At 40.9% G+C, this 15,309-nt stretch carries 12 protein-coding genes; 3 read left to right on the plus strand and 9 right to left on the minus strand.

From position 1 onward, the window contains the following. Positions 1–313 precede the first annotated feature (313 nt). On the minus strand, positions 314–2,974 hold the full coding sequence (alaS, locus tag HXN26_RS09255; RefSeq protein WP_273160866.1) for an alanine--tRNA ligase: 2,661 nt from the start codon (positions 2,972–2,974) through the stop codon (positions 314–316). Positions 2,975–3,069: 95 nt separating this feature from the next. Between alaS and HXN26_RS09260 the strand changes: the two genes are divergently transcribed. Continuing rightward, positions 3,070–3,408: a MerR family transcriptional regulator gene (locus HXN26_RS09260; RefSeq protein WP_025001106.1), complete on the plus strand. Its 339-nt coding sequence runs from the start codon at positions 3,070–3,072 to the stop codon at positions 3,406–3,408. 105 nt (positions 3,409–3,513) lie between these two features. Here the strand turns inward: HXN26_RS09260 and pgeF are convergent, their stop codons facing one another. The 4 genes from pgeF to hpt form a co-directional block, all read right to left on the minus strand. Beyond that, positions 3,514–4,326, minus strand: coding sequence for a peptidoglycan editing factor PgeF (gene pgeF / locus HXN26_RS09265; protein WP_273160868.1), 813 nt, complete (start codon positions 4,324–4,326; stop codon positions 3,514–3,516). Continuing rightward, positions 4,319–5,491: a GTPase ObgE gene (gene obgE / locus HXN26_RS09270; protein ID WP_273160855.1), complete on the minus strand. Its 1,173-nt coding sequence runs from the start codon at positions 5,489–5,491 to the stop codon at positions 4,319–4,321. Before obgE ends, pgeF begins: the two co-directional genes overlap by 8 nt. 140 nt (positions 5,492–5,631) lie before the next feature. Beyond that, a complete protein-coding gene (locus HXN26_RS09275) occupies positions 5,632–6,204 on the minus strand; it encodes an adenylate kinase (protein ID WP_025001108.1) in 573 nt (190 codons plus the stop codon). After that, positions 6,204–6,743 carry a hypoxanthine phosphoribosyltransferase gene (gene hpt / locus HXN26_RS09280; protein ID WP_273160856.1) on the minus strand — a complete coding sequence of 180 codons (540 nt, stop codon included), beginning with the start codon at positions 6,741–6,743 and terminating at the stop codon, positions 6,204–6,206. Before hpt ends, HXN26_RS09275 begins: the two co-directional genes overlap by 1 nt. Before the next feature lie 92 nt (positions 6,744–6,835). Here hpt and HXN26_RS09285 point away from each other — a divergent pair, with 92 nt between their 5' ends. After that, entirely contained in the window at positions 6,836–8,353 is a 1,518-nt protein-coding gene (locus tag HXN26_RS09285) for an NAD(P)H-hydrate dehydratase (RefSeq protein WP_273160857.1), read from the plus strand. Positions 8,354–8,996: 643 nt separating this feature from the next. On the opposite strand, the gene mnmA is transcribed toward HXN26_RS09285, so the two are convergent. The 3 genes from mnmA to queC all read right to left on the minus strand — a co-directional run bounded on the left by mnmA (position 8,997) and on the right by queC (position 11,843). Then, a complete protein-coding gene (gene mnmA / locus HXN26_RS09290) occupies positions 8,997–10,127 on the minus strand; it encodes a tRNA 2-thiouridine(34) synthase MnmA (RefSeq protein WP_273160859.1) in 1,131 nt (376 codons plus the stop codon). Positions 10,128–10,136: 9 nt separating this feature from the next. Continuing rightward, the gene (locus tag HXN26_RS09295; protein ID WP_273160861.1) at positions 10,137–11,063 is read right to left on the minus strand and encodes a YitT family protein; all 927 of its coding nucleotides are present in this window, start codon (positions 11,061–11,063) and stop codon (positions 10,137–10,139) included. A gap of 126 nt (positions 11,064–11,189) precedes the next feature. After that, entirely contained in the window at positions 11,190–11,843 is a 654-nt protein-coding gene (gene queC / locus HXN26_RS09300; protein ID WP_025001113.1) for a 7-cyano-7-deazaguanine synthase QueC, read from the minus strand. 120 nt (positions 11,844–11,963) lie between these two features. On the opposite strand from queC, the gene HXN26_RS09305 reads away from it, so the two are divergent. Next, positions 11,964–13,214 (plus strand): phosphoglycerate kinase, encoded by a 1,251-nt coding sequence (locus HXN26_RS09305; protein WP_273160864.1) that lies wholly within the window; start codon positions 11,964–11,966, stop codon positions 13,212–13,214. Between the two features lie 229 nt (positions 13,215–13,443). Here HXN26_RS09305 and HXN26_RS09310 read toward each other — a convergent pair whose 3' ends face one another. After that, a complete protein-coding gene (locus tag HXN26_RS09310; RefSeq protein WP_273160869.1) occupies positions 13,444–14,859 on the minus strand; it encodes a carboxylesterase family protein in 1,416 nt (471 codons plus the stop codon). Positions 14,860–15,309: the final 450 nt, after the last annotated feature.

Consider the following 15,309-nt stretch of genomic DNA (forward strand, 5'->3'; position numbering starts at 1 on the left):
TAATATATTACACTGACAAACAATTAGTTAGATATTTACTGAATATCCCTAATTATAAATTTTTTATTTTGTTATTATATTTTTCCTAACTTATAATTATAATTTTTTGTCATGTAAGATCAATGTGTGGAGAAAGGAGGAAAGGTGCGTTTTTTAGATGGTGATTTCTTTATAATGTAACAAAGTTCAAAAAGAAATGGAATGTGTTTTATGACATAAATAAGGCGGAAAGTTGAACTTAACAATAGAAAACAAAGAGCCTCGCTGTTTATTTAAACAGCGTGGCTCTTACAAATTGCTATGATTTTTTGCTTTACAAATTAGCCATTTCAATAACTTTATCTACAGCAGCATTGATGCCTTCGACATCTTTACCACCTGCTTGTGCGTAATGTGGCTGACCACCACCGCCGCCTTTAATCAGTTTTGCAGCTTCGCGGATAATTTTTCCAGCATTTAATTCGTGGTCTTTCACCATATCGTCGCTCAACATAATTGAGAGCAAAGGCTTGTTTTCGTGTGTTGAACCCAATACGCAAACGAGGTTTTCGGGTATTGCTTCACGAACTTTAAATACGATATCCTTCGCCGAAGCTGGGTCAATAGGGAGAACTGCCTTAACCACCTTAATATGGTTTATAGTTTCTGCACGTTCTACCAAACGATTTGCCCAACGAGTAACAGTTTGCTGACGGAAACTTTCCATTTCCTTCTTCATCGTATCGTGTTCGTGAATGTACTTTTCTATAACGCTCTTCAAGTCTTTTGCGTTGTTGAACATGGCTTTTAAGTCGCGTATGGTGTCTTCAAGCGTATAGATGGTTTCCTCGCAATGTTTACCTGTAAGAGCTTCTATACGACGAATGCCCGCAGCAACACTGCTTTCGCTAACTATTTTAAAGAAACCGATACGACCTGTAGAAGTAGCATGAATACCACCACAGAATTCGCACGAAGGACCAAAGCTAATAACACGTACTTTGTCGCCATACTTTTCGCCAAACAATGCTACAGCACCCATTTTCTTTGCTTCTTCTAATGGAGTATCACGATATTCGCCACGTGGTAAGTCCTGACGTATCATGTCGTTTACTATACGTTCTACCTGACGCAATTCCTCATCAGTTACCTTTTGGAAATGAGAGAAGTCGAAACGCAAAGTATCTGCGCTTACATACGAACCTTTCTGTTCGCAATGTTCGCCCAATACTTGTTTCAAAGCATAGTCTACTAAGTGAGTAGCTGTATGGTTAGCAGCCGAAGCATCACGCTTGTCTGTATCAACGCAAGCCATAAAGTCGGCCTCAACGTTCTTTGGTAATTCCTTTACAATATGAATGCTTTGGTTGTTTTCACGCTTTGTATCAATAATGTCGATGGTTTCTTCTTCGTTCACCAAAACACCTTGGTCGCCAACTTGTCCACCCATTTCACCATAGAAAGGTGTGTGGTCTAACACCAATTCAAAGAAAGTATTCTTCTTTTGTGTAACCTTTCTGTAACGCAAAATACGGCATTCGTATTCCGTATAGTCGTAACCAACAAATTCTTGTTCGCCTTCTTTCAATACAACCCAATCGCTGTTTTCTACAACGGCAGCATTGCGGGCACGTGCCTTTTGTTGTGCCATTTCTTCTTCAAACTGCTTTTCGTCAACACTAAAACCATGTTCACGACAAATTAGTTCGGTAAGATCGAGAGGGAAACCATAAGTATCAAACAAGCGGAAAGCTTCTTTTCCATTCAGTTCGGTCTTTCCTTGTGCCTTCATTTCGTCCATTGCATTATTTAAAAGGTTGATACCTTTATCCAAAGTACGCAAGAACGAATCTTCTTCTTCCTTGATAACACGTGCAATAAGTTCGCGTTGAGCTGTCAATTCAGGATATGCATTGCCCATTTCGTGAATAAACGTATTGAGCAACTTGTAGATAAACGCTTCTTTTTGGTCTAAGAAAGTGTAAGCATAACGTACAGCGCGGCGCAAGATACGACGGATAACATAACCCGCTTTTGCATTACCAGGTAACTGACTGTCAGCAATAGAGAACGCAACAGCACGCATGTGGTCGGCTACGACACGCATAGCAATGTCTATTTTCTCTTGTTCATTCTTTGCTTCTCCGTTTTCGCCCGATGGAGTTGTGAATCCATACTTCTTTCCGCTCAGACGTTCCATTTCCTTAATGGTAGGTTGGAAAATGTCAGTATCGTAGTTAGAATTCTTTCCTTGTAACATGCGTACAAGACGTTCGAAGCCCATACCAGTATCAATAACGTTCATTGCTAAAGGTTCGAGCGAACCATCAGACTTGCGTTGGAACTGCATAAAAACAATGTTCCATATTTCAATCACCTGCGGATTATCTTTGTTTACAAGCTCACGACCTGGTATTTGTGCTTTTTCTTCAGCACTACGAGAGTCAACATGTATCTCAGAACAAGGACCACAAGGACCAGTTTCACCCATTTCCCAGAAGTTATCGTGCTTATTACCATCAATAATGTGGTCTGCTGGTAAGTGTTTAAGCCAATATTGAGCGGCTTCATCGTCACGTGCAATACCTTCTGAAGGACTGCCTTCGAATACAGTAACATACAAATCAGCAGGATTTAGTTTCAATACATCAACCAAATATTCCCACGCATAATCAATAGCCTTTTCCTTAAAGTAGTCTCCGAAGCTCCAGTTACCAAGCATCTCGAACATTGTATGATGGTAAGTGTCGTGTCCTACTTCTTCTAAGTCGTTGTGTTTGCCACTAACACGCAAACATTTTTGTGAGTCAGCACGGCGACGTGGCTCTGGTTCCTTTGTTCCAAGAATTATATCTTTCCACTGGTTCATACCAGCGTTAGTAAACATCAGCGTAGGGTCGTCCTTTATAACCATAGGCGCGGACGGTACAATGACGTGTCCTTTCGACTCAAAAAACTTCTTATAAGAGTCGCGGATTTCATTTGCTGTCATCATTTTCATATACTTTATTTTCTAAAATTCATCTAAAAGTGTTGCAAAGATACTGATTTTTCACTATTTTTGCAAATGAATTGTAGAATGATTAAGCTATGACAGATAATTCTCGTAAACTATATTATTCCATAAAAGAAGTGGCACAGACGATTGGTGTGTCGGAAAGTTTGCTTCGCTATTGGGAAACAGAGTTTCCACATCTTCGCCCAAAAACTACTGGAAATCGGGTCCGCCAATATACTGACAAGGATATTGAACAAATAAAGATTATCTATAATCTGGTGAAAGTACGTGGATTTAAGATTGCTGCAGCGCGTAAGATGTTGCAAGAAAACCGCAGCGGAGCCGATAAAAGTCAGAAAATTCTTGAAAGCTTAATATCGGTACGAGACCAACTCAAAGATTTGAAAACTCAACTTGGTGAATTGGTGTAATTCGTTTAATTACACCTTATATGCAAGAAAGATGGTTTGGCACGACAAAATAATAAAGGGTCGTGGCAAACCAAAAGCGTAAAAGAGAGAAAAAGGAGTAATTTCTTACCTCAGTACAATACCATTATAAATGCGCCCAGAGTCAATTCCAAGTCTACGGGCAGAAAAGTAATCGGTTGTAACATCATAGGTGCAAACGCCTTCGTCAATAATATTTTCAGGCAGAACACCCATTGTTTCTATATCCAAGCGATTAGAAAGCTTCAAGTCTATGTGCCATTTCAAAGGTGCTTCTCCTTCTTTTGGCTGCATAATACTATAGCGTTTGGCAATTCGCTGCATATCAAATTGAGCATTTGCAAACTTTTCGTAAACTTCATCGCCCACTTCAAAGTTGTCTAACGAAATACCAGGGCCAATCACAGCCTTTAAATTTTGCGGAACAGAATTGAAAATAACGCCCATCTCCTTGATAGTTTTCATCACAATGTGCTTCACTGTTCCACGCCAACCTGCATGTATTGCTGCAGCAGCATGATATTCTGTGTCGTAAAGAAGTATAGGAATACAATCGGCCGTAGATACTCCGATGCACACATTTGATTCATTTGTCATTACAGCATCAACGCCTTCAATGATTTTTTGACGAATATTATCGGGCAAATTGAAGTATTCTTTGGCTATTATTCGCGAATTATCACTGTGGATTTGATGCGGAACAATAATTCTGCTAATATCTAATCCCAAGCAATTAGCTAGTGCCTTTCGATTTGCTTCTATGTTTTCGGGAGCATCACCACAATAACGATTGATGTTAAAAGTAGCATAATTACCTTCGCTAACACCTCCGTGACGAGTAGAAGAAAAGGCTATAACATTGTCAGCTAGTTTATAATGATGTAGTTCAGGATTATTCATCAATGTATTCAAAGTCGTCAAGTTCGTCTATTTCATCAAAGTCATCTTCGTCGTAAAGCTCTGCATCCTCTACATCAGCTCCCTCTTCGTGCATCTCAGCCTCAAAACGAGACATATCTTTATCACGATGTACGAGAGTATCTTCTGCTACAATATCGTTCAATTTATTGCTTTCCGAATTGAGTTCCTTCCACAACAAGTCTTTCAATTCGTCAATTCCGTTACCAACAACAGCTGAAATAAATACCACAGGCAAGTCGGTAGGCAGTGTTTCCTTTAACATTTCTATTAGTTCTTCGTCTAAAAGATCGCTCTTTGTAACTGCCAATACTCTGTGTTTACTAAGCATTTCGGGATTAAACTGGCGAAGTTCGTTCAGCAATATCTCATATTCCTTCTTTATATCGTCGGTATCTCCAGGCACCATAAACAGCAAAAGAGAGTTGCGTTCTATATGTCTGAGAAAGCGTAATCCCAATCCTTTGCCCTCACTTGCACCTTCAATAATGCCCGGAATATCTGCCATAACAAAACTTTGGTTATCACGATAACTAACAATACCCAACGATGGCTCCATAGTTGTGAAAGGGTAGTTGGCTATTTTAGGCTTTGCGCTTGACAAAGACGAAAGTAATGTAGACTTACCAGCATTAGGAAAGCCTACCAAACCTACGTCAGCCAGAAGTTTAAGCTCCAAAATGATAGTCATTTCTTGTAGTGGTTCACCAGGTTGAGCATAGCGTGGGGCTTGATTTGTAGAAGTACGGAACTGGAAATTGCCCAATCCTCCACGGCCACCTTTCAGTAATACCACCTCTTGACCATCGTATGAAATGTCGCAAACAAACTTTCCTGTCTCGGCATTGTAAACCACTGTGCCACAAGGAACATCAATATAAATATCCTTTCCGTCGCTTCCGTGGCATTTATCTCGTCCTCCGTTGCCTCCGTGTTCAGCAAAAATGTGGCGTTGATAACGTAGGTGAAGTAATGTCCAGTAGTTGTGATTGCCACGCAGAATAATACTTCCACCTTTTCCTCCGTCTCCTCCATCAGGTCCACCATTAGGATTATACTTCACATGGCGTAGGTGCATTGAGCCTTTGCCACCCTTTCCTGAGCGACAATATATCTTAACGTAATCTACAAAGTTTGTTTCTGCCATAACTTGATGGGGAGTTTTAAATAATCAATAATGTTGCGTAAGTCTATGAATAGCGAAATTGGAATTAAGAAAAAAGATGATAGGCAGCGGATAAAAGTATGCACATGGCATTACTTTCCGTTGCCTATCATCTTTTTATATTATAGTGCGTCAATAACAGTTTCGATGCGACCGAAGATGTCATCAATAGTTCCAAGACCTTCAACATGATGATGAATGCCTTCTTTTTCGTACCAATCAATAAGTGGTGAAGTCTGTGTGTGGTAAACATTCAGACGCTTCTTGATGGTTTCTTCGTTGTCATCAGAACGTCCACTCTGTTGTCCGCGAAGCAAAAGACGCTTCATGAGTTCGTCTTCTGGTACAAATAGCTCAATCATAGCAGCTACTTTGTGTCCACGTTCTGCAAGCATGGACTTCAAAGCATCAGCTTGTGGGATTGTACGAGGGAATCCATCGAAGATAACACCTTTGTGTTCCTTGCCAAAACTGTCGTAAACGCTGGCAAGAATGTCAATCATGAGTTCATCAGGAATTAGCTGACCATTGTCGATATAGCCCTTAGCGGTTTTACCAAGTTCTGTACCGTTCTTGATTTCGGCACGCAACACATCTCCTGTAGAGATGTGTTCGAAGCCGTACTTCTCAATCATTTTGTCGCTCTGTGTGCCTTTTCCTGCACCAGGAGCACCGAAAATTACGATATTTTTCATTATTCTTGTACTAAAGTATATATGTCTCTTAAATTTCTTCCTTGCTGATCGTAGTCTAAACCATAGCCTACAATGAAATCGTTAGGTATTTCCATTGCAGCATATTTAATATCTAAATTCACTTCCAATTTACCTGGTTTCAATAACAAAGTACTGATATGAATATTTGCAGGGTTATGTTTACGCAGTATTTCGAGCATGCGTTCCATGGTCTTTCCAGTATCAACGATGTCTTCCACAACCACTACTTCGCGCCCAGCAATGTCTTCATTCAAGCCGATAATTTCCGTAAACTTTCCTGAAGACTCCGTGCCTGTGTAGGAAGCTACCCTTACAAAGCTTATTTCGCAAGGTATTTCAATGAACTTCATTAAATCTGCAGCATACATAAACGAGCCATTTAGAACTGCAAGAAACAAGGGAGTTTTGCCCGCCATGTCCTTATTCAGTTTTTCAGCTATATGTTTCACTTTCTCAAGAATCACTGCTTCAGGGATTGAAGTTTCGAATGTTTTATCTTTAATTGTTACGCGACGCATTGTGATAAATCAATTATTTTGCGCAAAATTACGAAAATTATACGGAACAAACTAATAGGAATAGCATTTATTTTTGTAAATTTGCCACTATTATGAAGATATTTACGAGTGCTCAGATACACGAGCTTGACCAATATACAATAGAACACGAGCCTATAAGATCGATTGATCTAATGGAAAGGGCAGCTAAAGCACTTACCCATGCCATCATGGAGGAATGGGGAAACAATACTCCTGTAGTAGTATTTGCAGGTCCAGGAAACAATGGTGGAGATGCTTTGGCAGTAGCACGTTTGCTCTTTAATGAAGGCTATCAGGTAAAAGTAGTATTATTTAATATATCTAATCAATTATCAGAGAACTGTGCTTTGAATAAAAGCAGACTGTTAGATACAAAGCATTTTAAGGATTTCACTGAGGTAAATGTATCGTTCGACCCACCAGAACTTACTGCCGAAACATTGGTAATAGATGGTTTGTTTGGCATCGGACAGAACAAACCTCTTGCTGGCGGCTTTGCTTCGCTCGTTAAATATATCAATCAGAGTCCGTCAAAGGTAGTCAGTATTGATGTTCCATCGGGACTTTTGGCTGAAGATAACTCACGTAATGTACGTGCTAACATCATTCAAGCAGACCTCACACTAACTTTACACCAGAAGAAATTGTCGTTCCTACTTGGTGAATCGCAGCAATTTCTTGGACGAGTAAAGGTGCTTGACATAAGACTAAGCAGGGAATTTATCAGTAAGACAGGCGCTCAATATGCCATTTTAGAGGAGAACGAAGTGCGAGCAAAATTGCTATCGCGCGACGATTTCGCACATAAAGGCAGTATGGGTAAGGCTTTGATAATTGCTGGTAGCTACGGAATGGCTGGTGCTGCTATTCTTTCAACGCGTGCTTGCTTGCGTTCTGGTGCTGGAAAGGTTATCGTTCATACGCCAAAGAAGAACTATGACATTATGCAGACGGCTGTTCCGGAAGCCATAATGCAGATGGACTACGAGGAAACTTGCTTTTCTGAAGCGGTAAGTGTAGAGGATTTCGATGCATTAGGCATAGGACCAGGTTTAGGACAGCAGGAAAATACTGCCATTGCAATGATTTCTCAGATACGAAGAGCTCAATGTCCTGTTGTCGTTGACGCTGATGCGCTGAACATGTTGGCCTCTCATCGAGCATGGTTACAGCAGTTACCAAAGAATATCATTATGACTCCGCATGCAGCAGAGTTTGACCGACTGAACGGAACGCCTTCTAATGGTGACTATGAACGATTGGAACAGGCTCAAACTTTGGCACAAAACCTTGGTTCATACATATTGCTGAAGGGGCATAATAGTGCACTTTGCCTGCCTAATGGCAATATTATCTTCAACCCAACAGGTAATAGTGGCATGGCAACAGCCGGTAGCGGCGATGTACTGACGGGTATTATCACAGCTTTACTGGCTCGCGGTTACAGTCATACAGATGCTTGCATAGTAGGAATGTACCTCCATGGTTTGGCAGGCGACCTTGCTGCCAACGATTTAGGTAAAGAAAGTCTTATTGCAAGCGATATTATAGACTATTTACCGAAAGCCTTTAAACGACTCGCTGAATAGTATTCGCCCTGTTTATTGATGACATAAGTGGCGCATAAATTGAGAAATTAAGGCCTATTTATCTGTTTACTAAAAAAGAGGAAAACGACTTTTATTTGTCAAGAAAAATACTAATAAAAATGAGAGATGGCGCTTTGATGTTGTAATAGTGCCTGTTTTGCGTCGCAAAAGAACCTGTTTTACTGTGCAATAGAGCCTGTTTTGCAATGCAAAATAGGCTCTATTGTTATGTGTTGATAATGAGATAGTTATACAGCGTCTGCTCTTCTGTGTTTTCTTTACACTTTTATTGCTTTCCTATTGTCCATAGAAAGAACTTTTATCTCTAAACGTTCACAACCTCTTGGTATATTCTAATAGAAGTAGAAGCTTTATTTATCTGTTATGCTTGTTGCGCTATTTTCATCTAAAACATTTCTTTTGATTGTTATATCTGTAAGCTTTTTGCTGATACAAGTAGTAGTGTGTGTCTTCTTTCGAGAAAAAATAGACGAACGCAAAAGACCAATATATCTTACAAAAAGGGTAAAACAAACCTACTATTCTTGCACAATTAGTTTGCTTGTGCACTCTTGAGGCAGACTAAAACGAAAAATTCCACGTTGCGATAGAATCGTCTCAACGTGGAATTAAAATATCTCTTTTATATTGTAATTTCTGCTGAACCAAAGCAGCGGTTGTGGTCTTTATCGTAGATAACGCAGAACTGTCCAGGTGCTACGCCATGTATCTTCTCTTCGGAGTGTACAATAGCTTCTGTCGGTTCGCTATTATCATCAGTAGGAAGCAACTCCAAATAACCCTTATGAAACTCGGGCGTGTGTCTAATTTTGAAGCAAATAGAAATTCTGCCAGCTGTTTTCGCATCGTTATTGTCTACTTCGAGGCGTGGCGTTTCGGTGAGCCAGTGCAAGTCATGCACCTTAAACTCTTTCTTATAAGCCGTTTCTGGGTCGTAACCATGGCTAACAAACAACACGTTAGCAGCTACATCTTTCTTCACAACAAACCATGGACCACCTCCAAAGCCTAAGCCTTTGCGTTGCCCAATGGTATGAAACCATAGCCCTTTATGCTGTCCTATCTTCTTTCCAGTTTCTAATTCCACTACATCACCGACCTGTTCGCCAAGATAACGGCGCACATATTCGTTGTAATCAATGTTGCCTAAGAAACAAATACCCTGCGAATCCTTACGCTTAGCATTGATAAGATGTTCGCGTTCGGCTAGTTCGCGCACCTCGTTCTTGGCATAATGACCTATCGGGAATATAGCTTTTTTAAGTTGCCAGTCGTATATCTGTGCGAGAAAGTCGGTCTGGTCCTTCACTGGATCAGGACTTGTGCAGAGCCATTTCTTCCCATCAATCCATTTCGTTTGTGCATAATGGCCCGTAGCAATAAGGTCGTAGTCGTGCCCACACTTCTCGTTGAAGGCACCAAACTTAATGATTCGGTTGCACATAACGTCGGGATTAGGCGTGAAACCAGCACGTACCTTGTCCATTGTGTACTTTGTTACCTGGCTCCAATACTCCTTATGACAATCAATCACATTGAAGTTGCAGCCATAACGCCGCGCTACAGCCGTTGCCATCTCTACATCTTCTTCCGAATTACAGTCCCATTCTTCTTTCTCTTCTGGTCCAATACGGATATAAAAGCAGTCGGGAGCAAGTCCTAACCGAGCAAATTCATCGACAACAACAGAACTATCAACACCGCCTGAAAGCAGTATTGCAATGCGTTTATCCTTTATTTCATCATAATTCATAATGCAAAGTTACTGATTTTCATAAACTTTTGCACCATCATTAGCTATCTTTTTACGGCTTCCAACCTTCATTTTGTCGAAGCCAATGCCGTAAACACCATTCACAGCACTCTGTGATACAAAGGCTTCAGGGTCTATTTCGTCAATAACACGGAATATATCACGAGTCTCTGAGCGGCGTGCAAGTATGAAAAGCATGCCCAATTCCTTTCCCGTATAGAAGCCACGAGCATCAATAAGCGTACAACCGCGTTCCACATCGCTATTGATGGCATTGCCAATCTCCTTCCATTTGTCGGAAACAACAAAGAATTGAACCGAACCACGCATACCATTGATAACGTAATCTACCACTCCTGTCATTATGAAAAGTGTGATATAACCATATATAACGTTCTCCCAGCTGTGCAAAACTAAGTAACCAGAGGTGATGATGATAAGGTCGCAACCCAATATTATCTTACCCAACGAGACATCATGATGCTTACTTATCATTGCAGCAATCACATCTGAGCCGCCAGTACTGGCATTATACTGTAAGGAAATGCCTGTTCCGAAGCCTAAAAGCACGCCACCTATAACGCTGGCAAGGAAAGGGTCGTCAGGAAAAAGGGTATTTCCTTCCATCACTTCTTGGAAGATTGTACTGGAAATGGTAAACACTACTACCGAAAAAATGGTACGAATGCAAAAGCGCCAACCCAATACTTTCAGGGCAATCAACAACAACGAGATATTCAGAACGAAGTAAGTTATTTGCACTGGTATTCCTGGTCCCCAGTAAAGAACCGATGAAAGACCTGCAATACCACCAATAGGAACTTTGTGAGGCAATATAAATGCACACCAACCAAAGCTGGATATAGATATAACAATGGCAATAATTAAGAGGTTTTTAATCTCTCTGTAAATCTGTTTTTGTGTAATTTTGCTCATATTTGTATTGGTATTTAATTTAAATTACGTGTTAAAATCAATTATATATTAAATATATTGTTTTTAAAGCGAAGTACAACCTGGATACAATATATTCTTTGTTATTCCTGAATTTGGACGCTTTAGCTATGCCTCGTATTCTGTTGGATCGGTTAATCCAGCTTCACTGAAAGCTTCTTTTCGCTCAATGCAAGTGCCACATTTACCGCAATGGCAATCGCCAGACTTATAACAACTCCATGTTTCAGCATAGTTAATGCCATATTTTGTACCGACGCGAACAATGTCAGCCTTTGTAAAATTGGTAAAGGCTGCCTCTATACGGGTATTATTGAATGTGCCTGCCTGAGTTGCAGCAGTCATTGCATCGATAAACTCGGGACGACAATCAGGATAAATAGTATGGTCGCCACCATGATTGGCAATGTAAATGCGGCTGAGATTATGACTTTCGGCAATGCCTGCAGCTATAGCGAGCATGATTCCGTTGCGGAATGGCACAACTGTAGACTTCATATTATCTTCTTCGTAATGACCTTCTGGAATTTTATCAGACCCTTCCAAAAGCGAACTCTTAAAGTATTGCTGCATAAAATGCAATGGGATAATAATGTGTTGGATGCCTAAGCGTTTGCAATGCAACGCTGCAAAGGGCAACTCCTTGCTTGCATGGTTCTGCCCATAGTCGAACGAAAGGGCTAAGGCGATAGTTTCTGCCTTGTCATATAAAAGCGTAATGGAATCCAGACCGCCGCTAACGATGATAATAGAATCTTTCATTTATGTCAGTTTATTACTGCAAAATTACAAAAAAGATTGCGTTTAGTTTCCTAATAGGATATTTTTTAGTATTTTTGCCGTTAGGAACGTATTCATTACAGTAATATAAAAACAAATCAGATGAAGATAAATGACTTTAACTTCGCTGGACAAAAAGCAATTGTTCGCGTCGATTTTAATGTACCATTGGACGAGAATGGCAATGTAACAGACGATACACGCATCCGTGGTGCCCTACCAACACTCCATAAAGTGCTAACTGATGGTGGCTCACTTATTATGATGAGCCACATGGGAAAGCCAAAAGGTAAAGTGAAACCAGAACTATCATTAAGCCAAATAGTAAAAAATGTAAGCGAAGCCCTTGGGGTTCCAGTAAAGTTTGCTAAGGATGCAGCCAATGCAGAAGCAGAAGTTGCAGCACTAAAACCTGGCGAAGCGCTCTTATTGGAGAACCTTCGCTTCTACGCAGAGGAAGAAGGAAAACCTGTTGGCGTAGAAAAAGGAACTCCAGAGTATGAGGTTGCTAAGAAAGAAATGAAGGTTCGTCAAGCTGATTTTGCTAAGAAATTAGCTTCGTATGCTGACGTATATGTAAACGATGCTTTTGGAACAGCTCACCGTAAGCACGCTTCAACAGCTGTAATTGCCGATTACTTCGATGCAGAACATAAGATGTTAGGCTTCTTAATGGAGAAAGAGGTAACTGCAATAGACAATGTTTTGAAGAATGCAGAGCATCCTTTCACTGCGATTATTGGAGGTTCTAAAGTTAGTTCAAAGCTTGGAGTCATCAAAAACCTACTCGATAAGGTGGATAATCTTATCATTGGAGGTGGCATGGGCTATACTTTCGTAAAGGCACAAGGCGGTAAGATTGGTCATTCATTGCACGAAGACGACCTAATGCCTGAAGCTTTAAACGTAATAGCAGCTGCAAAGGAAAAGGGAGTAAAGCTTTTACTCTCTGAGGCTTCTATTTGTGCACAGGAATTCTCTAACGATGCAGAGCGTAAAGAGTTCCCAATAAACCAGATTCCTGACGATTGGCAGGGTATGGACGCTGATCCTAAAACACTTGAGGGCTGGAAGAAGGTTATCCTTGAGTCAAAAACTATTCTTTGGAATGGTCCTATTGGTGTATTCGAATTTGATAATTTTGCTCATGGAACAGAAGAAATAGCAAAGTATGTTGCTGAAGCTACACAGAAGAATGGTGCATTCTCGCTCGTTGGAGGTGGCGATTCAGTTGCTGCTGTTAACAAGTTCGGTTTGGGCGATAAGGTCTCTTACGTATCAACAGGTGGCGGAGCAATGCTCGAAGCTATCGAAGGCAAGGTCCTTCCTGGTGTTGCAGCTATTGGAAAATAAGAATTGCTGAAGCGCTAAATAGTATTTACAGCATAATAAATAAGAAAGAAAGGAGGTCTCTTGAGGACTTCCTTTCTTTGTTTTTCAACGTTTGATAAAAGTTGATACCATGAAAATGAGATTGGAAGCTTTATCTCCAGTCCCTCTCCGAGTGGGAAGAGGAGGTGAGATTAGTACTGATTGGAGGAAGGAGCAACCTTTTTTTCATTTACTTTTTGTCTTTTTACCTTTAATAATTGAGTTCAATTGATGCATGGAAGACACGGTAAGGATCGAAGTATTCTGTGCAACTGTTGATCATATCCTGCAATGTGGCTTTTACTTTACCCTTATAAAGTTGCTTGTCGTTGATGATTACGGTTACAGGTTTGCGCATGTCAATAAGATGATTGTTCAGATAAATGCGCAACTGACCACCCTTAGCAATGGTGTAGGAACGAGTGAACTTCATTTCAATACCCCAATGCTTATCCTTTTCGATGGTGGTGTATTCAACGTTCTTAATATTAAGTTCAATGACATTATTGCTGATATTCATCTCGTAGTAGGTTCGGTTGGCTGACGGCGACTTTATCACCTGCAGGTTATAGAAGCCAGAACGATGACGCCCATCCATCTCATAATCCTCCCAGAGAACTGTCTTTGGATAAGGATTACGTACATAGCTCTTCATCCAGGGAGTAGTCGGATCATAGTCTATACGGTGCTGCATACCTGGAATGAGTGTAATACGATGGCGGAAAAGCGGACGTTTATCAGCCGAAAGCGGATGCGCCTTATGGGCTGCTTCGAACGCTTCTTGCGTGTAGCGAGTAAGTATGTTACGGTAGAATCCAGTGTCATCAGCACCTGTAAGGAATGAGAAACCAATGTTCGCACAGTTCTCAACAGGAGCATTCTTTAGCGGTTCTCCGCCAGCCATCGGTCCAGCAGCAGCCCAGTAGTCGGCGTAGAATGAGGCTAGACGTTGGCTGCCATAGCCTCCTTCAGATATACCTAACACGTAGATGCGGTTGGCATTAACGGCTCCACTGACGAGTGACTGGCGTATGAGTTTCTCCCAGGCAAACTGCTTAGCGACTTGCCACCAGCGGTAATAGTTGCCTTCGTTCGGTATCTGTGGGATGAAATAGATCGATGGAGCATCATTGAATCTGTTGCCTAAGAGTAGTCCTGTCTGCCACTCCTGTGATTTTGGTCCTGACCCATGCAGGTAGAGGAAAAGCGGTAGTTCGCCTTCAGCTTTTCCTTTTGAGCCGTAGTAGTAGGGCATAGTGGCATTCGGTTCTAGTCCTTGAGGTAGGTTCCATGCGTCCTGGTCACCCTTTTGCAGGCTTCCCAGCTGTGTTAGTTTCTCTTCCTTTAGTTCGCGGTTTGCCTCGCACCATGCCGTCCATACCATCTTTTCATTGGCGTCTATCTCATTTTTTTTGAGTTGTCTGCGGATGTCAGTAGAGTAGTTTTTGTTACGCTGAAAGGCCTCCTTGCTCTTCCAGTCCGTATTCTGTTTAGATTTTAAAGTCTGCAGAAAGTAGTTCTTCACCTTCTCTTGAAGGGATTGTGTGTGTGCCTGTAGGCTACTAGGTAACATAGAAAAGGAGAATGCTATTCCAAGTGTGAGGTCAATTTTATTAAAATGTATCATGCTTTTTGTCGGTTTTTTGTCCATTATGTGTCTTGCTTCAGATGCTTTGTCTGCTTCTTCTCCATTGATAATAAGTTGGTTAGTCGCTGCATGACCTGTAATGTAGTATTGTGATGGCATTTCCGCCTTCTTTATGAGCCTTTGACTCCATCTCTAAAACTCTTTACAGCATCTGTAGGGATGATGACAAAGGTACGCATAAAAAACGAGAAAGCCACATGTTTATGCTTTTCGATGATAAGGTTGAGGCTGACAGCGTTCAGAAAACAGGCATTTTAGCTACGCAAAGCAGATGTTATTACATTACAAATCGATTACTTTCTATTTTTACTTGTGTTATTCCTTACAAATAATATTTGTTATACGTGGCTTACATACCAGTTAATGATCATTGTAATATAAGGCGTAATGGACATTTGGTAGGCTGAAAGCTCACGGAACGCTTTTATT

Source organism: Prevotella aurantiaca (genome assembly GCF_015262605.1).
GTDB lineage: Bacteria > Bacteroidota > Bacteroidia > Bacteroidales > Bacteroidaceae > Prevotella > Prevotella aurantiaca.